17 protein-coding genes are annotated in these 19,711 nt (G+C 48.4%); 7 read left to right on the forward strand and 10 right to left on the reverse strand.

All coding sequences use genetic code 11. The features are described 5' to 3' along the window. Positions 1-244 precede the first annotated feature (244 nt). Positions 245-1,264 (forward strand): hypothetical protein, encoded by a 1,020-nt coding sequence (locus LQ229_RS19980; RefSeq protein WP_230192671.1) that lies wholly within the window; start codon positions 245-247, stop codon positions 1,262-1,264. Positions 1,265-1,608: 344 nt separating this feature from the next. Here the strand turns inward: LQ229_RS19980 and LQ229_RS19985 are convergent, their stop codons facing one another. Further along, entirely contained in the window at positions 1,609-1,812 is a 204-nt protein-coding gene (locus tag LQ229_RS19985; RefSeq protein ID WP_230192672.1) for a hypothetical protein, read from the reverse strand. Between the two features lie 971 nt (positions 1,813-2,783). Then, positions 2,784-3,095: a transposase gene (locus LQ229_RS27355; RefSeq protein WP_356711437.1), complete on the reverse strand. Its 312-nt coding sequence runs from the start codon at positions 3,093-3,095 to the stop codon at positions 2,784-2,786. 203 nt (positions 3,096-3,298) lie between these two features. Here LQ229_RS27355 and LQ229_RS19990 point away from each other — a divergent pair, with 203 nt between their 5' ends. From LQ229_RS19990 to LQ229_RS20005, 4 genes are all read left to right on the forward strand, one after another. Further along, a complete protein-coding gene (locus LQ229_RS19990) occupies positions 3,299-3,937 on the forward strand; it encodes a response regulator transcription factor (protein ID WP_230192673.1) in 639 nt (212 codons plus the stop codon). Positions 3,938-3,988: 51 nt separating this feature from the next. Then, the gene (locus tag LQ229_RS19995) at positions 3,989-4,498 is read left to right on the forward strand and encodes a hypothetical protein (protein WP_230192674.1); all 510 of its coding nucleotides are present in this window, start codon (positions 3,989-3,991) and stop codon (positions 4,496-4,498) included. 263 nt (positions 4,499-4,761) lie between these two features. Then, entirely contained in the window at positions 4,762-4,971 is a 210-nt protein-coding gene (locus LQ229_RS20000; RefSeq protein WP_230192675.1) for a hypothetical protein, read from the forward strand. 881 nt (positions 4,972-5,852) lie between these two features. Next, positions 5,853-6,104, forward strand: coding sequence for a hypothetical protein (locus LQ229_RS20005; protein ID WP_230192676.1), 252 nt, complete (start codon positions 5,853-5,855; stop codon positions 6,102-6,104). Positions 6,105-6,208: 104 nt separating this feature from the next. On the opposite strand, the gene LQ229_RS20010 is transcribed toward LQ229_RS20005, so the two are convergent. The 8 genes from LQ229_RS20010 to LQ229_RS20045 form a co-directional block, all read right to left on the reverse strand. Continuing rightward, complete coding sequence (locus LQ229_RS20010) at positions 6,209-6,592, reverse strand: VOC family protein (protein ID WP_230192677.1); 384 nt, start codon at positions 6,590-6,592, stop codon at positions 6,209-6,211. Positions 6,593-6,694: 102 nt separating this feature from the next. Continuing rightward, the gene (locus tag LQ229_RS20015; protein WP_230192678.1) at positions 6,695-6,973 is read right to left on the reverse strand and encodes a metalloregulator ArsR/SmtB family transcription factor; all 279 of its coding nucleotides are present in this window, start codon (positions 6,971-6,973) and stop codon (positions 6,695-6,697) included. 250 nt (positions 6,974-7,223) lie between these two features. Next, positions 7,224-7,895, reverse strand: a complete 672-nt coding sequence (locus tag LQ229_RS20020; protein ID WP_230192679.1) for a TetR/AcrR family transcriptional regulator — start codon at positions 7,893-7,895, stop codon at positions 7,224-7,226. Positions 7,896-7,945: 50 nt separating this feature from the next. After that, positions 7,946-8,986, reverse strand: coding sequence for an ABC transporter permease (locus LQ229_RS20025; protein ID WP_230192680.1), 1,041 nt, complete (start codon positions 8,984-8,986; stop codon positions 7,946-7,948). Beyond that, positions 8,983-9,717 (reverse strand): ABC transporter ATP-binding protein, encoded by a 735-nt coding sequence (locus LQ229_RS20030; RefSeq protein WP_230192681.1) that lies wholly within the window; start codon positions 9,715-9,717, stop codon positions 8,983-8,985. Before LQ229_RS20030 ends, LQ229_RS20025 begins: the two co-directional genes overlap by 4 nt. A 245-nt stretch (positions 9,718-9,962) precedes the next feature. Continuing rightward, the gene (locus tag LQ229_RS20035; RefSeq protein ID WP_230192682.1) at positions 9,963-10,928 is read right to left on the reverse strand and encodes a LacI family DNA-binding transcriptional regulator; all 966 of its coding nucleotides are present in this window, start codon (positions 10,926-10,928) and stop codon (positions 9,963-9,965) included. 540 nt (positions 10,929-11,468) lie between these two features. Next, positions 11,469-14,813, reverse strand: a complete 3,345-nt coding sequence (locus LQ229_RS20040) for a cellobiose phosphorylase (RefSeq protein ID WP_230192683.1) — start codon at positions 14,811-14,813, stop codon at positions 11,469-11,471. Between the two features lie 15 nt (positions 14,814-14,828). Continuing rightward, positions 14,829-16,997: a glycoside hydrolase family 3 N-terminal domain-containing protein gene (locus LQ229_RS20045; RefSeq protein WP_230192684.1), complete on the reverse strand. Its 2,169-nt coding sequence runs from the start codon at positions 16,995-16,997 to the stop codon at positions 14,829-14,831. 473 nt (positions 16,998-17,470) lie between these two features. Between LQ229_RS20045 and LQ229_RS20050 the strand changes: the two genes are divergently transcribed. Next, complete coding sequence (locus LQ229_RS20050; protein ID WP_216540587.1) at positions 17,471-18,730, forward strand: sugar ABC transporter substrate-binding protein; 1,260 nt, start codon at positions 17,471-17,473, stop codon at positions 18,728-18,730. A 91-nt stretch (positions 18,731-18,821) separates the two neighbouring features. Then, on the forward strand, positions 18,822-19,709 hold the full coding sequence (locus tag LQ229_RS20055) for a sugar ABC transporter permease (RefSeq protein WP_216540586.1): 888 nt from the start codon (positions 18,822-18,824) through the stop codon (positions 19,707-19,709). Positions 19,710-19,711: the final 2 nt, after the last annotated feature.

The following is a 19,711-nucleotide window of genomic DNA, read 5'->3' on the forward strand; positions in this document are numbered from 1 at the left end:
TACAGGATAAATGATGTGAAAAAGTAGACTGGGGACAGGGGAAGAAGATCCCCATACCCCAGCTTACTTTGGTACGTATGAACGGAGATGCACGAACTTAAAGGACGCCGTCAGGCGTTTTTCTTACGTGGTTCCACATCAGAAAATATGTGGAGTTCCACATGGAAGTTTGTGGACATGGTGTTGGGAAAATAAGGTATTATAAAGGTGGTAGCGCTATCAAAATTTAAAGGAGGAATGCTTTATGAAAAAAAATTTACTCAGTGTACTTATTACTGGTGTATTGTTACTTTCAATTGCAGCTCCTAATATATCAGCTGAAAAGACTTCCCCCGAGGTTTCCCTCTACACCAAGAACATAGCTGATATTAGCTCAGACACAACCATTAACCCTATAGGAAAAATAGTTAAGTATGAAGAAGGAAAGAATGTAAAACCACTTATTATGGAATTAACAAAGTCCCATAATAAAACTCTAAACAATGAAGACTATGAGGCTAGAGAAAGAAGGAAAGATGATTATTTGTCTTTAATAGCATCTGGCCAAGAGGAACGTTTTACCGAGAAGTTTTTTGACTTCCTAGAAGAAAATGAACTTGTTTATTACGAATTAGGAGCTCCTAAAAAGGGACAAGCTAGCATCCTCTCAACGTCAGCATCAGATGTCAGTTTAACTACACCATTTGGCACGTATGATTCTGTTAATAAAAGATACGAAATTTGGGGTGGCTTTCATTTTACGAATGATAACGCCTGGTTTGACGAAGCCAAAAACTGGCTTGGCATTGGAAATCCCACTGGTAATATTGGAGGAGTAGATACTATAGGGATTAATTTAGATGGTGGCACTAATGGAGCAGCACTAGAATCATTCTTTATGCAACCGATGTACTCAGATGCACCCGGCAATTTTAACGGTGGTCACGGTGGAGACTATTCCGCACCTCAAGTAACTAATCGTGTAGGCAATTTAAGTAGTAACAGCGGTGCAATGTTCTTGTTCCAAGACAAATCAGTAGGTTTTGGTCTTGGAAATGATGGATATGCGAAATATGCCAATAACTTTGGCAGAGCTGCCGTTAAGTTAGCCTATTCAAGCGCATTTGCGAATGCAAGTGGCAACGCTTCAACTTATTATAAACACACTTGGAATAAGACAACTATATCCGGTATAACACTGAACAGCGATGGTTCCTTCAGCATTTCCATCGCAAACGGAAATGATTCAACTGAAACACTGATTGGTTACGACTACGCTTATTGATTTAAAATCTAAGGAAAAGCTCCGCGCACCCCTTATAATGGACATTGGAAAACCCCCTTGGTTAATCCGATGAATTATAAGGGGTGCATTTTTAATGGCGATTAAGGGCCAAAAATTTAAACATTACAACTGTATTCGACGGGAGAATAGCGGAGAATCTACTTCAACGGAATTTTCATGCTGACAGTCCAAATCAAAGAGGGCGAGCACAGGGGAAACTAAATAAGCTGACGCCGGTTGAATACCGACATCAGCTTGCATCCCAGGTTTTTTTTATGTCTATTAAATAGGGGCTTGACCATTATTTACTAGCTTTTTGAGTTTACAAAAAGACTTTCAGTAATTTACCGTCTATTTTGGCTTTTTAAAATTAATAATAATACGATCAAAATAAGCCAAGGAAGTATATAGGTAGTTGTATATTGAAAGACATCAACTATGAAAAACCAACCATTTTTTTCATGATTAATAACTCCAATAGTGGCTATAATCGCCAAAAAAATAATCACCATACCCAAAGAGACATAATATAATTTTTTACCTATCAATCGTAAACCTCCCTCCCTCAATAAATTAATGTTCTCCGTTTTTCTCACTAATTCGCATGTTTTTATCTTTGACGTACGAAGCGCTTGAGGATAAGATTTGACGAAGAGTGAATATATGGGATCGACCTGTTGCCGGAATAGAGGTGGTAGTCACCTCGTTTTAAAAGCGTATGGCCGCATATGGATCTCCACATGTAGCTTGCGGTTAACCCTCCCATATCTCCCCGGGTCGATGCCCTTATGGTGATGATTTCTCCCAGCCTATCCGTGATTTGTTCATCAAAGATCAACATGTGTATAAGCGTTGGAACAGAATGAGTTATTAAGCTGTGAATGACTTAAGCTACCGTTTGTAATTGAGCTTCCCGATGGGGGCCGAACGCTTTGCTAGCGTCATAGTTTACCTTATCATTTTTTTTATATCAGTTAAGGCAGTTGATCAGACTTTTAAGGAGCTGCTAAAGAGATCCAGCTGGATAGGCTGGTTCAATTTCGCCTTTAACAACTGGTCTTTTCCGTTATCCAATTGCTGTTGCGATTTTAAAATATCTCCCCATTGGCTGGCGTACATAAACAAGTCTTTCACTTATACACGCTGCACAAGTGTCGCGCTAAATTGCTCGACGAAATTACTATTGAATGTTACGTAATAGTTTATGGTTATAATCATAGCATAACCTCACAACTCCGAACAGCTCCCCTTCGCCCCCAAACGGGGGAACGTGAAGGGCTTGCGCCCTCTGCACACGCCCCCTCCCCCGACGCTAAAGGGGCGGGCCATGCAGGGGGTTGCATACGCCCTTGACGGCTTTCTGCCAGCACTAAATCCGAAGAACAGCAGCACCCAATCGAATTCGATATTTGCAGAAGTTGAAAGGCTTTACGCAAGAGCAGCTTGCAGAGATTGTCGGCACAAACTATACAGATTGACAGTCAGGACCACCCGTTCAACGGGTGGCTTGATATCGCCTCTATAAGGGGCATGGTATTTTGCTGCGCTTAAAGGCGCGGTTTCGCCAGCCAATATTACTGGCTACCCCTAAAAGAGGTTGCTTTTCTGACCTGTCTTCGATGGTATCCGCTTCTTCTTGCTTCTGGATGTATTCACGAATGACATCTTTATTTATCCCGGCGGTACTTACATAATATCCTCTTGCCCACAGATGACAGCCACTCCCTTGTTTCTTTTGGGGGAAGCGATGTTTCCTTTCCTTTTCTGGGGGAAAAGATTCTTTTTGCCTACCTCTCAGCCCTTGTCCCGTTCGGCTTGCCGAGCGTCGCAATTAGCTCGGTTACTCAACATCCCTGTTACTTTAACAAGATTTTCTCTATAGCGGGTGAAGATTCAATAACAGAAAAGATATATAAGTTTATTGCAAAGCAACGGAAAAAATAATTCGTATCGTAAAAGCTTTCATCAATTTTTGTGACCTCCTTACGTTTATTAATAAAGGGGAAAAATTAATTAAATAGGGGGCTTTTTGCTATGAACGAAATGATTAATATAATCGTTGCAGAGCCAATTCATGCTATAGGTATAGGAATGAAGGCAATTTTAGAACAAGTTGATCATGTTACTGTAGTGGATATCGTTGAGAATGTTGGGCAGGCGGCGGAATTGATAACTGTACATAATCCTCATTTCATAGTAGCCGATTTAACCGTACCGTTTCATGAGAATTTACATATCATACGAAATATAAAAATAAATTATTCCGATCTGCATATCATAGCATATATCGATAAGGAAGATGATCACCTCTATAATGATTTGCTGGCAGCTGGCGTTAGCGAAGTTTTCGTTATAAGTGCCGATCCGCAGCAAATAAGAAGATTACTGTATAGTATTCTCGATGGCGATACGGTCATCCCCCTTTGGCTAGTGGACGCATATCGCTCCAGAAAATCGGAAGATCCGGTCATAGGGATGGAACATTTGTCGGATCGGGATAAGCAAATATTACAATGTGTATCGAATGGATACACGAATTCGGAAATTGCCGCAGAATTGCACTTGAGCGTTAGATCGATTGAGACGAATTTATCAAAAATATATAAGAAATTACATGTTAAATCTCGCCTTGAAGCGGTGAAGCAGGGTTATGCCGTAGGATTTATAAAATAAATTTCATGCAATGAAACACCGGGGCCAAATTGATTGCAGAGGTGAAGTTTCATGAAAAAATTGAGCATCGTCGCGTTATGCGTTATTTTCATCATAGGTTGCTCAAAGGTAGCAAATTATTCGGTACCTACGGAGCAACAATTGATTGATTTTTTGAGATCGGAGGATATTACTCCGTTAGACATTCATTTTTTTAAGGATACGGCCGTTGTACTGCACGGGACGGAATTTAGCAATACCGTTTCCTTCATTTCCTATGAAAATATTAAAAAGGAACATGTTATAAATTCTAGCACTACCGGCAACGATAATCCTCTCACGTTCATTCCGTATAAAGGCAGTGATCGAGATCCCTCATTTATCGCCATTTTCCTGAACGATTCGCAACTCGTGGCCGATGCAGCGAAGATCATCGTTGATTTCGATGGAACGCCAACAGAGACAGAGATTGAGAACAGGAGAGGCATCATTGTTAGCAGTCCCAATCCCAAACCAACGAAAAAAATGAATGTCTTAATATACGGTAATGAAAATCGTCTTTTATATAGCAATGAACTGTAGAGGCAAGACACCAGATAAGCGGGTAACAAGATTTTAAGGCGGACGCCTCGAACAGCAGCGCGGAAATAACGGTTACTCCTGTTATTTTGTCGGATTCAAGCAAATAACCAATCGAAACATGTTAGTTACCTACCCAGCAGATGGTTACTTTTTTTAAAGAAAAGGGTGTAAATTGATGAAGAAGCTGATCCTATGTCAATCATGGGGAGAAACCGGATTACGTAAAAATTCAAGTTCGAAATGCAACAGATGCTCTCTTTGCAATGGAAGACAAGGAGAGTGTTAGCTTTTTTCACGAATTGGAAGATGTGAGAATTAAAAAAGCCTCTGTGAAAGAAAGCGATGGCTCGATGAACTACACTTATGCGTTAATGGTACAAGACTCCAATAAAATTCAATCTGTAGAAATTGAGTATGAGTATTTGGGTCAGTCGTTTAAAAAAAACCTGTTTATTTCATCGTCATTTTATTGATAATTCAAGCTTCCGTTAAGTTTTACATAGGTAATTTTTATATACAAAAAACTGTTGTATTGCAACGATGATGCTTATGGGTTGTCAAGATCAATCTCTCAAAATACAAACTCCAACGAAAATCAAAATTCTTGCTTGGGATGAGGAATTATTGTTTAGGCGTTAGGAAGTGATGGCATCACTCAGGACAAATCGATCATAAAGGTCACTTCAAAGTGATATCGGTGAAAGTAATGAGTCATGATGAAGGGGGAGAAAGAAATAAATATTGTGATCGCTGCACTTTTGGTTGTTATTATAGGTTTGCTTATCGACATTAATCATAAGATTCCGCCAAGGGATTATATCAAAGAAGCTGTAGATCGCGACCGGAAGCATACAGATACGGAATGAAAGCAGGGATGAACCTCCCTTTACATGAAAGTCCTGGATAACTACGTGCACCTCATTAATTTTTTCACATTACTCAAACCTCATCATTTTATTTTATCGTTATTTTTCTCCTCTTCCCTTCGTTAAATAAATAAACCTGAATAACAAAGGAAACGAAGGGGACGACCCAAATGAGATGGTTGATCATATTTATTGTATTTATCGGCTTGATCGGCTGCACACCAGTCAAAACGGATGTAAAGGACTTGAACGGAGAAATCAGGTAGTACGGCATCGATGCCGAGATCCCGGAGATTGACGGTCTGGTTCCTATCTATGTTCATGTTCATTTTCCGCTAGTCGATGGAAAGGGCAACTCGAGTGGGGACCACTCCGCTTTAGTTATAACTTATTCGGAAAAGAAAGGGGCGAACGTTGGTATTCCGGACGAAGAGAAGGAAACAGCCGACCGAAAAATCCTATACGGTCCCTACGACGGCGAGAAGGTCATGGATATGACGATAAGCAATGCGGAAAATCATCTGGAGGGCGCAGAAGACTTGTCCATGAGCGACGGGACGAAGATCGAGTTTAAACAAAGTAACGATCGGGTTCTGTTTGTTTTCAATCGGGAGGATTTGTCTTACTTCATCGAGGGCCGCTTTACGGACCGATATACTCTGAAAAAATACATGGACATTGTTGAACATTTGGCGATGTCGCTGCGGGAAGAAACGACTTCCGATTCGGCGTTCGTCTAGGCGTTGGCAATCAGACATAAAAATGTATATAAATATAACCCCGCCCTAATATAGGACAGGGTTAACATATAAGTTATTTAAAGTCGTTAGTGCTAGGCGTGAAGTTACTTCTGCACAATCTGAATAAGGTTGCCGCATGTATCGTCGAAGACAGCTATTGTGAGTTCGCCCATTATTGTCGGCTCCATAGTAAACTTCACGCCGTTTTCCACTAATCTTTTATACTCTTGATGAATATCTGCAACGCCAAACATGGTTGCTGGGATGCCATCGGCAAATATCTTCTTTTGATACTCTTGGGCGGCAGGATGGTCATTCGGTTCGAGCAAAAGCTCGGTACCGTCCTGTTCATCGGGAGAAACAAGCGTTATCCACCTAAATTCACCGACGGGAACGTCCTCCTTTTTTATAAACCCCAGCTTTTCCGAATAAAATTCCAGTGCCTTGTCTTGATCTTGTACGAATATACTGGTAACGACGATTTTCATACTGTTTTTTGCCTCCTTTGATAGTTACGACGTTGGCGCTCTGTTAACAATCTGGCTCCAATCGGAAAACCCCATACATTCGTCAGAAATTTTTACTTAAAATTACTCTACCCATCCTTTCAGCAAATTTTTAAGCGGCTCGTTGTTGAATATAATGATGCGATATTTCCCCTTTTTTTCTGATTTTACGAGCCCTGCATCTTCCAATGCAGAAAGATGTTTCGCAATCGCCTGTCGCGAAATGGAAAGGTCATGCTTCATAATAAGACGTGCCGTAAGTTCATACAACGTCAGCTCGTTGCGCTCGGAGAGTTCGTCTAACATAAGACGCCGAGTCGAGTCGCTAAGAGCTTTAAATATAGCGTCTTTGTCCCAATTCATAGTTCAAGTATACGCAACTCGAAGGTTGCTTGTCAAGCATAAGAAACTATAAAGTTGCATGACAAAAAACCGAAACCTGCAATCTCAACAACTTAAATCATTGCTCGGGAAATAATATGACGCACTGCGACAAGATCAGTTGAACGGCAATGAATGGCAAACAGGAAGAAAAAGCATAAAGCCCCCGTCCATACTGGGTCGGGAGCTAAATCGGGCGGAGCTTGTTCGCTGACTGCTTCGGTGAGCGCGTTTACTCTGTTCGTTTGGAAATACCGTATAGTAGGATGTTGATCGTTTGTTCAATTTCCTCGTCTTCGTCGAAAGGAAATTCCGGCGCCAAAAATACATGGAAGATGATCATGCCGAGGAAGAGGCTGGCGGTGGAGCGAATGACACGCCAGGATGGCCCTTCGATTATCTGGCCTTGTTCCTGAAAATGCCGCACGACTTTGTCAACGCGTGCAACGACGATATCCGTCGCCATGCTTTTTATTTGCTCCATCAGTTCCGGCTGAAAGGGCACCTCGTGAGCCAGAATCTTGATCAGCTTCACGTTATTGCGTGCGAACTCGAGGCGGTCCCTGAGTACGGCGCGAAAAAATTCTTCTATGCGCGGATATGGGAGGTCGAGCAGCTTGGCAAAATCGCGCATGAGGAACGGAGCGAATAATTTAGCCGCGATAGGGCCGGCGATCGATAGCAAGAGATCTTTCTTTGTCTTATAGTGTCGGAAAATCGTACCTTCCGCAACACCCGCTTTTTGCGCAATTTCACTGGTGGATGTGGCAGCGAAGCCTTTCTCCGAAAAAATTTCAATGGCCGCTTCGATAATCTTAACCTGTTTATCGGTTTTCTTCTTGTCGTCATCCTCAACGAAGCGGATGAAGTCCATCAGCCATTGTTCCTTTTTCTGATCTGACATGATTACGTTCCCCTCTCACTTGCACATACATGAGCTTTTCCATAAGGTTACTATATCTTCCGATGTTTACGCAACGCAAGCACATTGGCTGCCATAAACACAAGCGATAATCCAACCAACACATAGACATCCACCGCAATAGAGTTCCAGCCTTCGCCTCGGATCATAATGTTGCGGAGCGCGTCAGCGCCATATTTCAGCGGGGTGATATGGGACAGCCAGCGAAGCCAGGGCGAAATGGTGTCCAGATCGAACAAGCCGGAGAAGAACACCTGCGGTACGATCACAATCGGAATGAATTGAATCATCTGAAATTCCGTTTCAGCGAATGCAGACAAGAAAGTGCCTAAACTGAGCGCCGTAATCGATAAGAGCAGCATAATTAAAAGGACGTACCAGAAGGAACCTGCCATTAAGCTGCCCAATACTCCGATTGTATACCCCGCAATAAGCAGCGATTGCAAGCCGGTGAAGATGCCGAAAGCCGCCATATATCCGACTACGATTTCCCAGCGGCGCAGCGGAGTTGCCAGGAGACGCTCTAACGTTCCGCTGGTACGTTCTTTGAGAAAGGAGACACCGGCAATCAGGAAGACAAAGAAAAAAGCGAACAATCCGATTAATACAGGGCCGAAGTTGTCAAAGGATGACATGTCGGGGCCGCCGTGCAGATAATCAATTACCGGAGCGGCAGGTGTACCGGCCTGATTCGGGGCTGAGAAGTGCGCTTGCATGGCATTCTGAACGAGCATCATAACCGCGCGGTTTTTGGAAGGATCGCTGCCCTCCAGCTTCACATGGGGAATGGAGTCTGCCAATGAGATGATTGCATCAACTTTCCTGTTTGCAAGCGCATCCTCCGCCTCGTCTATCGAATGGTAAGCCGTAATATCGGCATCTTGTGCGCTAAGGCTTTGTTCAATAGAAGGCGGCAATTGGATCGTACCGATCTTTGGTTGATACGTATCGCCGTTAAACACAAGGTAAATCATAGACAAGACTAGAAGCGGAGCAACGACCAACAAAGCCATCGTGCGTTTGTCGCGAATGAACTGGCGGATGATACGGACAATCAGGGCGCGGATTCTCATGCGTGAACACCTCCATAGTACAAGAATGCTTCCTCGATATTGGCGGTGCCGGACTTCGCTTTGAGTTCGTCCAGCGTCCCTACGGCGATCAAACTGCCATCGCGTACCATGCCGAGACGATTACACTTATCGGCTTCGTCCATCACGTGGGTCGTGACGATGATTGACTTTCCTTTGCGGCTTAAGTTCTGAAGCTCATCCCAAATCGATTTGCGAAGGACTGGATCGATGCCGACGGTCGGTTCGTCCAGAATCAGGACTTCCGGCTCGTGCAACAGCGCAATAGCCAAGGACAAACGACGTTTCATGCCGCCTGAATAAGCGCGAACGGAGCGTTTGATGTGCGAGGTTAAATTGACGAGTTCCATGACTTCCTGTATCCGCTCCTTCAGTTTCCCGCCGCGCAGTCCGAATAGTGCGCCGAAGAATTCCAGGTTTTCTTTGGCCGTCAGCTCCGTATATAGCGCGTCGGATTGCGCCATGTAGCCGATGCGATTCATCATTTCCAGCTTCGGCATTGCTGTGCCGAGCACCTCAATGCGTCCGCTTGTCGCCTCGTCAATGCCTGCGATCAATTTGACGAATGTGGTTTTGCCGGATCCCGAGGGACCGAGCAGCCCGAAAATCTCGCCATGGCGAACCGAAAGGCTTACGCCGTGAAGCACCTCCTTATCGTCGAACTTCCGGAAGACGTCCCGGGCTTGGATACAAATTTTCGAGTCTGTATTCATCACGTGTACCCCCTTTAATGAGAGTGAGTAATTACTTTTTTTCGCAAGCTCATCGTACCTTAGATTGAATTTGCAGTCAAGTGAGTACTCACTATTATTTTGTCCAATATGAGGGGATTAGGCCGTCTACCGCAATTAAAAAGACGATTACCGCGTCTTCGGGAAATGGGCCATGGATTGCAAAAAACCGCCGCAACGCAGGCTGGATGCCTACGGCGGCGGGTTTCTCATATCATCGTTCATCACTATACCGATTGTACCGAGTCGCCGGGAACCAGTGTGACATAAATGCGCTCATGTTCGACTTCCTCGCCGGCGATGAGCTTCAGCAATTGTTCGGAGGCGATGGCTCCCCATTTGCGCTTGGAGTAATCGATCGTTGCGATGCGGGGATGCGTGTACTGGGTCAGCTCGATATTATCGAAGCCGATGATGTGGATTTGTTCGCCTACCCGTAGCCCGGCATGAACGACCGTATCGTAGACGCCGATGGCCATCTCGTCGTTCAGGCAGAATACGGCCGCCGGTTCCGTATATTCTTCGATCACTTGCCGGGCGGCTTCCTCGCCTGTCGATTTCGTAAAATCGCCTTGGATGGAAGTGAAGCGAATCGGCTGGTTCCTCTCAATCGTTTGCTTAACCGCTTGCATGCGCTGCATCGAATCGAAGGAATCTTTCGGGCCCGACACGACGTAAATGTTGCGATGGCCTTTCTCGATTAAATATTCAACAGCGAGGCCTGCGCCCGCTTTGTTGTCGAGCAGCACTTGATTCACGTTCGGGTGGTTTAATTCCCGATCGAGCACGACTAGTTTATGGCCTCGGTCGGCATATTGAAGCAGTTCTTCGCTGGCGAAGAATCCGTCCAAAATGATAGCGCCGTCAATCATCTTCTCCGGGAGAAGGCGGTGGGATTGCGAGCCGCTGCATACGATGAGATCGTAGCCGTTCTTGTTCAATACTTCCTTCATTCCTTGCAACAAATCGCCGTAAAAAGCGCCGCTGAAATCGGTCAAGAACGCGCCGATAATTTTCGTTTCTTGCTTTTTCAACGTTCTGGCCGCCGCGTTCGGCACATAGTTCAGTTCTTTTGCAATCGCCAAAATTTTGGCTTTCGTTTCTTCCGTTACTTTCGGGTTCCCGTTCAACGCATAAGATACGGTTGAGATCGAGACCCCGGCCTTTTTGGCGATATCTTTAATACTGACCACAACACCCGCTCCAATCGTTCATTTCCACCATTTTCTTTACTATAGCAAATTTGACGGCGATCTCGAAAGATCGCCGACGAATTCCATCCATTTTCAACGCACTTACATGTGAAAGTTTCCTTGTGCACTACATCCGTCCATTGGATTTTGTCCAATAGAATAATCTTTCCGACTCGTAAAACGGCTTTTCATTGGAATTTATCCAATGGAATTCTCGTAAACGCGGCCGAATACGAGAAATAAGGTTCGGTTCATTGGATGTTTTCCATTGGGGTTGCAGATTTTACATAAAAATTGCCAATTCAATTGGATGTTATCCAATGGGCGACCAGTGGTGACCGAGAAGGGGACTTCATCCGCCGGATATCAAAAGGTTCGAGTATTAGCGGACCCTTGCCCGACCCGCCCAAGCAGGGTCCGCTCAAGCCACACCATAGACTCGGCGTCCGCTCAAGGCGCATCTCATACAACCGTCCGCACATACCCGCCGCCGCCCGTCAAGCCGCAAGCCCCCCCGGGGGCGGCGCCCCGGCGAAGGCCTTACATCTCAATGACGATCTCGTTCGCATCGGCGTTCAGCGCGCGGGCCAATTCCTGGCCGCGAATGCGTAGGCCGCCTTGGCGATAACGGTTGGCCGTTCGGCTCGCTTCCACTTGCTGCCCGTTGATGGTCACGCTGCGAACCGGTTGGCCGCTGACGCGGTATACGAATCGTACCGGAACGTCGTTCAGCTTGAAATCGAATTGCAAACCGTCGCAGTCCTGCGGCAATACCGGATCAACGATCAGATCATCGCCTTCGTGGCGAATGCCCAGGCAGTTCGAGATCAACTGGTTCATATAAATCCCCGGACCGCTGGAATAGATGCGCCATCCGCCTTTGACGGCCACCTTGCCTTGGCGCAGTTCGCCGAATCGTTCCTGCGCTTCGTAACGGTTGTTGAATTTGCCGTCCGAGCTGCTGAAGTAAGCGTTGCTCTGTCTGAGTTCCGCGTTCGGCACCGCATCCCGCAGTCCGATCGGGTTGATCGTCTCAAGCCCTTTCCAGGCTTCCTCGGCTTTCCCCAGCTTCGCCATCGCTTCGACGAAACGAATATGCGCATGCACATATTGCAAGCCGACTTCCCGGCCGAAGTTCGCCGCTTGTTCCGCCCGCTTGAAATGCGTGCTCACGCCGCCGGCATACTGGGCCGGACGGTTCATCAACCGGACGCCGTCCGGACAATACAGCTCTCGCTTGATCAAATCGTAGTGAGCCGCGGCCTGCTTCTCGTCCAGCAACTCGCTGATGATGCTTCGCGTCATCGGCAGCAGGCGGTATTGAATGCCTGTCTCGGCGTCGGTCGGGTGAAGCATCAACTTCGCTTGCCCCGGCTCTTCCATATAGACGAACCCTGGGATGACGTCGGTTTGCAGCATGTACCGCTGGAAATCGGCTTGAATGCCGGAGGCAAGCTCCCGCAGTTGAGCGGACAATGCTTCGTCCGCTTGCGCGAGCGCGCCCGATAATTGCCGGAATACTTGGTACGTCAGCGCGACGGTCCAACTGCTGATCAAATATTGTTTCAGTTGCGGATTCGCGGGCTGAAGCGTGTCGTCCCAATCGCCGTCGCCATACGAGGACAGGAACGTATCGTGCAGGAAGTTCCGCTTCATATAGTCGATTTCTTTGAGGACATGATCGGAGATCGCCGCCCGTTCTTCCGTAAACTCGAAGCTATGTCGGTCCGTATAAGGAACCCGTTCCGTCAAAATGCTGTAATCCCGCGTTGCGATTAAATAATCGCTCAACACCTTTAGCGGCCAGACGATAATATCCCCATGGCTTTCTTCCTGCTGAATCCGATAATACCGGTCGAACATAAACCACTGCGGCCAATTGCCTTCATCCGCATATTGATGGCTGTATACCGTTAGCAAAATTTCGCGCACTGCGTCGTATTTTTGCGTCGCCAGAAAATATTCCGTCGGTCCTTGGCATACGTCGCGCGTTCCCCATGCCGCCCCGCCGTATTGCTCCAATCCGTGCGGCACGGAATAATGCACGAGCATGTTATGCGTATACCACCAGGCGAGCGCGTTGACTTTGTCGAATTCCTCCGCTGTCCCGTTCCGGCGGGAAAGCCGGAAGCCGTTCATTACCTTCTCGTAAAATGCCCGGTAGCGGGCGGCCTCCGCGTCGGCGTCGACGGGAACGAACGGTCTTGCCTCGCCATGGATCGACCCTTGCACGGTCATCGCCCAAGCGCTGCTCTCGCTGAGTTCAAGCACAACAAGGGAAGCTTCCCCGGAGCGGACTCCGGCCGCCAAGGCGCTCTCGTCCTTCACCGACACGTTGGAACCGGCGACCTGCATGCGGTAACAGAGCTTAGGAAGCGTCTTCGCGCTGTCCGACGCCGCATCGGCCGTAAACGTCAGCATCGAACCATCTTGCTTCATATGGAACGGCGCATCGTACTCGTTATTATTCATGGACACTTGGTTCGTGACCAACCAACGATACGATTTGCCGCTCTCGGAGCGCACTTGCAAATGAACTTCCGGCGTATCCACTGTCGTGAAGTTCGTAATGACAAGCGTATCGTCGGCCGTTTTATAATACCAACGCGAGTAGTTGAAGCCCATTTCGAACATGGAAGGCATCGTCAGCAGACGATATTGGCCGTCCCGTTCGACATAGATGCGCTGTCCCGACGTTTTCATCACATTGAGAGCGTTCCGGGCGTTGGTGATCATTTTATTATTCGACGTATTCCCGACAACCAACTGTGAATTGAAGATGCCGTACATATAGGAAGTCGAGGTTAATACTTGCTCGTTCAGCCGCGCATTGTTTCCCGTCATGACAATATGGCCGTGCGGGCGCTCGACGAGCAGTTCTTTCGCTTTCAACACGACATGCTCATGCGTCCCGGTAAAGAAAGCGAGCAGTTCTCCGTCTTGGCGTTCCTCCTGACGGCGGTCCGGAAACAACCGATCGATCTCGTCGATCGTCATCGCCTCCGTTTGCAGCGGGGCTCCGATCTTCGCGTTAAGATGTACCGGTTCAACCGGAGTGAAAGCATGCTCGCCCACGTCATTCGCTTGGTTCCACGCTTCCGTCACATCCGCTTCGAATTCCAGAGATGTCATCGCCTGCGGATGGTCGGGACGGAACAAGCCGTAGAACACGAATTGCGCTATCCCATTCACCGCAACGCGCTCGGATTGCAGCGCCGTATAAGCAAATTCGTATTGGTACACTTCGTTGTCCAAACGCTCTTTGCCGAGTGCGGCCGGTTCGTTCGATTCTTTATACGTCAGGCCGAAAAATTGGAATCCGTCCGTTGAATATCCGATCGCTTTCGTCAGAGAGCCTTGCTGCATATACGGGAACGCGCCTTGCTGCGGCTGATTCTGGCGGGAGCATACGACGTACCCTTTCGCTGCGTCCTCGAACACGGCGTGATCGATATATTGCGACATATACGCTTCATTGGAACGTACGGCCCCTTTATGGGCAAGCCCGACGTCTTGTCCGTACAGAATGTCTGCTTCCGCGCCGCTGCCCTCGATTTGAACGTCCCAGAACCAAATACGCCGCGGCGTCAAGGTGAACGTAACCCGATATGACAGCGATTCGGCCGTTCCTTCCCAGATCACTTGCGTATCGGTATAACGCACTTCGCTCCCGGAGCGAACGCCCAGTAACGGAACGACCTTGATTCCCGTACCGCGATGGACGCGAAGGTAAATATTGTTGAGCGATCCGTCGACGGGATTCGCGATCCATTGATTGATCATCGTGTCGTTATGCTTGATTTCGCGGATATCGCCGCTGTTCAGAAACGTAAACTCTAAATCTCCCGCCTTAACGAGAAAATTCGGGTGTAACAACGTTGTCATAGCTTCCACTCGCTTTCATTGCTTCGTTAGTGTAAATGTCAGTTCCGCCGTGTCGCGGCTGTTCGGACCCACCATGGCGATAAAATCGCCCGGATCGCTGATCCGCTCCAAATTCGTATGATGATAGCGCAATTGCCGCTCCGATAAAATGAATTCCACATCTTTACTTTCTCCCGGCTGCAGCGAGATTTTGCGAAAATCTTTTAATTCTTTGACCGGACGGACCGTTTCGCCCGCCACATCGCGCACATATAATTGCACAACCTCTTCTCCCGCAACGTCCCCGGTGTTGGTGACGCGAACGCGAATCCGCACCGGTTGTTCGGGAGTCATCGTCCCGGACGAGATAGCCGGTTCGCTATATTCGAACGACGTATAGCTCAGGCCGTAGCCGAACGGCAGCAAAGGTTCGTTCGGAATGTCCAAATATTGCGACACATAACGCTCTTGCGCATCGGGAGCCCCTTGCGGGCGGCCGGTATTGAAATGATTGTAATAGACCGGAATTTGACCGGCGGCATAAGGGAAAGACATCGATAAACGACCGGATGGATTATGCTTGCCGTACAATAGTTCGGCGATCGCCGCTCCGCCTTCCGTGCCGGGATACCAGGCTTCCACCACCGCGTCCGCTTGATCGAATACGCCGTGCAGGTCGAGCGGGCGGCCGTTGAACAAGACGGCAACGATCGGCTTGTTCAGCGGCTTCAGCTTCGCGATCAGCTCCAACTGCACTTGCGGCAGCCGGATATTCGCCCGCGACCCCGCCTCGCCGCTCATCTCGGAATGTTCGCCCAACGCAAGCACGATGACATCGGCGTTCCGCGCCGCCCGCAACGCTTCGTCCCATTCCGCATCCGTCCCCGTCTCGATGCCGCAGCCCCGAGCCGCAACGACGCGGTTCGCGCCGGATATCGCTCGAAGCCCGTCGTACAACCGGACGGCTTCCTCTTGTTCGCCGAGCCACGACCAAGGGCCGAGAATGTCTCCGCTCTGCGCGAACGGTCCGATCAACGCTATGTTGCGATCCTCTTGCAGCGGCAGCACCCCTTCGTTCTTCAACAGAACGATAGATTTCAATGCGGCTTCCCGCGCCGCTTGCCGATGCTCCGCGCACATCACAATTTCGCGTTCCCGCTCGGGATCCGCCCCGCGGTACGGATTGTCGAACAAGCCGAGCTTCCGCTTCAGCTTCAGGATGCGCAGCACCGCCTCGTCGATGAGCGCCTCCTCGACTTGCCCGGTTTCGACAAGATCGCGCAAATGGCGAACATAGCACGGCGTCATCATCTCGATATCGACCCCGGCTTGAATCGCTTTGCGGGCCGCTTCGGCTTCGTTCGCCGCCACGCCGTGCGGAATCAACTCTTTCACCGCGCCCCAGTCGGAGATAAGCACCCCGTCAAAGCCCCATTCGTCGCGAAGCAAGTCTCTCATCAGACGGCTGTTGCCGGTTGCCGGAATGCCGTCTACCGTATTGAACGACGTCATCACCATTTCGCAGCCTTCGTCAAGCGCCGCTTGGTACGCCGGCAAATAATATTCGCGCAATTGCCGCTCCGACATATCGACCGTATTATAGTCCCGGCCGCCTTCCGCCGCGCCGTACGCCGCGAAATGCTTGACGCAGGCGGCGACCCGCGACGGGTCCCCGGTCAAGTCGCGCCCTTGGAAGCCGCGGACGAACGCCCGCGCGAATTCGCCGTTCAAGAACGGATCTTCTCCCGTCGACTCCATGACTCGACCCCAACGCGGGTCTCTTACGAGATCGACCATCGGCGCGAAGGTGACATGAACGCCGGCCGCGGCCGCTTCCGCGGCGGCGATTTCGGCGGTTCGCTCCGCCAGCTGCATGTCCCAGGAGCATCCTAGCGCGAGCGGAACGGGAAAGATCGTCTTATACCCGTGCACGATATCGGCCATCATTAATAGGGGAATCCCTAGGCGATTGTTGTTCATATGGGCTTTCTGCACTTGAATGACTTGCTGCGCTCCGGTCAAGCCAAGCACGGAACCGGTATTGGCGACGACTTCCTTCGAGATGCCCATGGCCGCCATCGGGCCCGTAATTTGCCCCTCGCCTTCCGCTCCTTCGTAGAACGGCGCTGCGAGCTGCAGCAGTTGAGCAATTTTCTCATCTATCGTCATTTGGTTCAGGATCGAGACCAATTGTTGTTCTGTCATCTGTACAACTTCCTCTCTATCGCATGGATCGATTTTCATAGCCTTTCTGTGCACTGCATCGCACTCGCAGTATCCATCGACAATTTAATAGAAACGTTTCGATTTACTATAAAATTCATTATAATAACGTTTTCCAACGGAGTCAACCAAGCATTTGTCCTCACGTCTTGAAATTCGAAACGTTTCAAATTTGACAAAAAAACCACTTGTATACGATTTCACTCTGTTATATAATGAGTATCGAAACGTTTAGATATAGATATTACACTCGTTTTGAAAAAAATTTACGCTTTAGAGAAACGTTTCACCAATTTTCATTTCCACCCGTCTCTATGGTTGTTTCTTATTCGGGAGGGGGACGATTCGATGTCACGGGAGGTGTTCGCAGCCTGTATTGATCTGTAAATATTTTTCGTTTGAAAAACCAATATTAAAAGGAATGTTATACCAAGTTAGCGGAAGGAAGTTGAAAAATGCGAAAAACATTATCTATCGTATTAGCTGCAACGTTGCTCGTTATGGGGGTTCTCGCGGGATGTTCGTCTAGCTCGAATAACGAATCTGCCGGCGGCCAAGATAAAGAAGGGAAAGTCACGCTCAACGTATGGGGGATGGGAGAAGAAGCGAAATCGCTTCCGAAGATCGCCGAACAGTTCGAGCAAGACAATCCGAACATTAAGGTGAACGTACAGGCATTGCCTTGGGACACCGCGCATGACAAGTTGTTGACGGCGGTCGCTTCCAAGAAAGGTCCGGATGTCGTGCAAATGGGGACGACCTGGATTCCGGAATTCGCGTCCGCGAAAGCATTGATGGATTTGGCGCCGTATGTGGAGCAATACCCGGAATTGGGCGAGGACCACTTCTATCCCGGCTCCATTATGACTGGAAAATATGAGAATGCGTATGTAGGCGTGCCGTGGTATATCGATACCCGCGTTCTGTACTACCGTTCCGACCTGTTGAAGGAAGTCGGATACGACGAAGCGCCGAAAACATGGGAAGAATTGCAAGATGCCGCCAAAAAGCTGGCCGATCGCGGCGACAATAAATACGGCATCAGCTTGGACACGAAGGAACAATCGTTAGGCTTCATGTTCGCCCGTCAGAACGGCTCGGAATTGTTCGATGCCGACGGCAAACCGTTGTTTAACCAACCGGAATTCGTCGAGGCGGTTCAATTCATGAACAGCTTCTTCGAGAACGGCTCGGCTCCGAAAGATCTCGGATTGGATGCCGTGCAAGGCTTCCGCGGCGATGGCGTCGCGCCGATGTTCATCAGCGGACCGTGGATGGTGAATCTGATTAAAGAACAAGCGCCTGATTTGGAAGGCAAATGGGGCACTGCCGTACTGCCGGCCAAAAATAACAATAAATCTACGCTTGGCGGATCCAACTTGTCCGTATTCCAATATACGCAAAATGCCGATGCGGCGGTAAAATTCGTCGCTTACATGAGCAAGCCGGAAACGCAATTGAAATGGATGGAATTGACGAAATCGCTGCCTGCCGCGAAAGAAGCTTGGGAGGATCCTATGCTGAAGGAAGACCCGAACTTCAAAGTGTTCGGCGAGCAGTTGGAGACGGCCGAGCCGATGCCGATTATCAAGCAATTCGAAGAGATCGCGCAAAACTTCTTGAGCAGCTTCGAGAACGTTTATCGCGGCGGAACGGACGTACAAAAAGAAATGGACGCTTTCAACAAGAAAGCCGAGCAAATTTTGAATAAATAATGCGTTGGAACGATGCTAACCGGCCGGCCGAACCCGCCGGTTAGCCTTCTTGTTCGCGTATCGGACGCAAGAGTAAAGGAAGTGATGCGGCATGAAAGGATTGACCCGGAGCAAAGCGCCTTATTTTTTCATTGCGCCTGCGCTTATATTGCTGTTCGTATTTTCGCTGCTGCCAATATTGGTCGCGCTTTTCATTAGTTTTACCAACATGGATTTGGCAGGATTGGCCGATTATTCCAACTTGAAGTTTGTAAGTTTCGACAATTACAAGAGCGTTCTAACCGACCCCGTTTTTCTCAAAGCGATCTATAATACATTGTTTTATGTCATTATCGGCGTTCCTTTCGTTATTCTCTGCTCCTTGACGATTGCGATTTTAATTAATTTGGGAACGTCGCGAATTTTCAAAGCCTTTCGTGTCGTCTATTACTTGCCTTCCGTTACGAATGTCGTCGCCGTCGCCGTCGTCTGGACGATCTTGTACAATCCGACCTTCGGCTTGTTCAATTATTTGCTGAAAGCGATCCACTTGCCTGCGGTTCCTTGGTTGACCGAACCGACCGTAGCGAAGGTATCTCTGATTCTTCTGGCGTTATGGCGGGCGATCGGTTTGAATATGATCATCTTTATCGCCGCTCTGCAAGGCATTCCGAAGTCTTACTACGAAGCGGCCCAGTTGGACGGGGCGACCACATGGCAGCAAGTGAGACATATTACGTTGCCGATGCTGCGCTTTGCGATCTTCTTCGTCTCGATTACGACGATGATCGGATGGCTGCAGTTCTTCGAAGAGCCGTTCATTATGACCGACGGCGGACCGCTGAACGGCACGATGTCGGTGGCGCTGTTCATTTACCGCAACGGTTTCCAACTGAGCAATTTCGGATATGCGGCGGCCGGATCGTTCGTTCTGTTCATCGCGATTATTGCGGTAACGTTAGTGCAATTCAAATTGCAAAATAAAGAATCGGACTACTAAGG

Origin of the sequence: Paenibacillus sp. CECT 9249, assembly GCF_918697855.1 — a bacterium.
Classification (GTDB): Bacteria; Bacillota; Bacilli; order Paenibacillales; family Paenibacillaceae; genus MSJ-34.

Bases quoted from the DNA above. Each gene is read 5' to 3' on its own strand.
- LQ229_RS19980 (WP_230192671.1), top strand. From the start codon at position 245: ATGAAAAAAAATTTACTCAGTGTACTTATTACTGGTGTATTGTTACTT.
- LQ229_RS19990 (WP_230192673.1), top strand. From the start codon at position 3,299: ATGAACGAAATGATTAATATAATCGTTGCAGAGCCAATTCATGCTATA.
- LQ229_RS19995 (WP_230192674.1), top strand. From the start codon at position 3,989: ATGAAAAAATTGAGCATCGTCGCGTTATGCGTTATTTTCATCATAGGT.
- LQ229_RS20000 (WP_230192675.1), top strand. From the start codon at position 4,762: ATGGAAGACAAGGAGAGTGTTAGCTTTTTTCACGAATTGGAAGATGTG.
- LQ229_RS20005 (WP_230192676.1), top strand. From the start codon at position 5,853: ATGGATATGACGATAAGCAATGCGGAAAATCATCTGGAGGGCGCAGAA.
- LQ229_RS20010 (WP_230192677.1), bottom strand. From the start codon at position 6,592: ATGAAAATCGTCGTTACCAGTATATTCGTACAAGATCAAGACAAGGCA.
- LQ229_RS20015 (WP_230192678.1), bottom strand. From the start codon at position 6,973: ATGAATTGGGACAAAGACGCTATATTTAAAGCTCTTAGCGACTCGACT.
- LQ229_RS20020 (WP_230192679.1), bottom strand. From the start codon at position 7,895: ATGTCAGATCAGAAAAAGGAACAATGGCTGATGGACTTCATCCGCTTC.
- LQ229_RS20025 (WP_230192680.1), bottom strand. From the start codon at position 8,986: ATGAGAATCCGCGCCCTGATTGTCCGTATCATCCGCCAGTTCATTCGC.
- LQ229_RS20030 (WP_230192681.1), bottom strand. From the start codon at position 9,717: ATGAATACAGACTCGAAAATTTGTATCCAAGCCCGGGACGTCTTCCGG.
- LQ229_RS20040 (WP_230192683.1), bottom strand. From the start codon at position 14,813: ATGACAACGTTGTTACACCCGAATTTTCTCGTTAAGGCGGGAGATTTA.
- LQ229_RS20045 (WP_230192684.1), bottom strand. From the start codon at position 16,997: ATGACAGAACAACAATTGGTCTCGATCCTGAACCAAATGACGATAGAT.
- LQ229_RS20050 (WP_216540587.1), top strand. From the start codon at position 17,471: ATGCGAAAAACATTATCTATCGTATTAGCTGCAACGTTGCTCGTTATG.
- LQ229_RS20055 (WP_216540586.1), top strand. From the start codon at position 18,822: ATGAAAGGATTGACCCGGAGCAAAGCGCCTTATTTTTTCATTGCGCCT.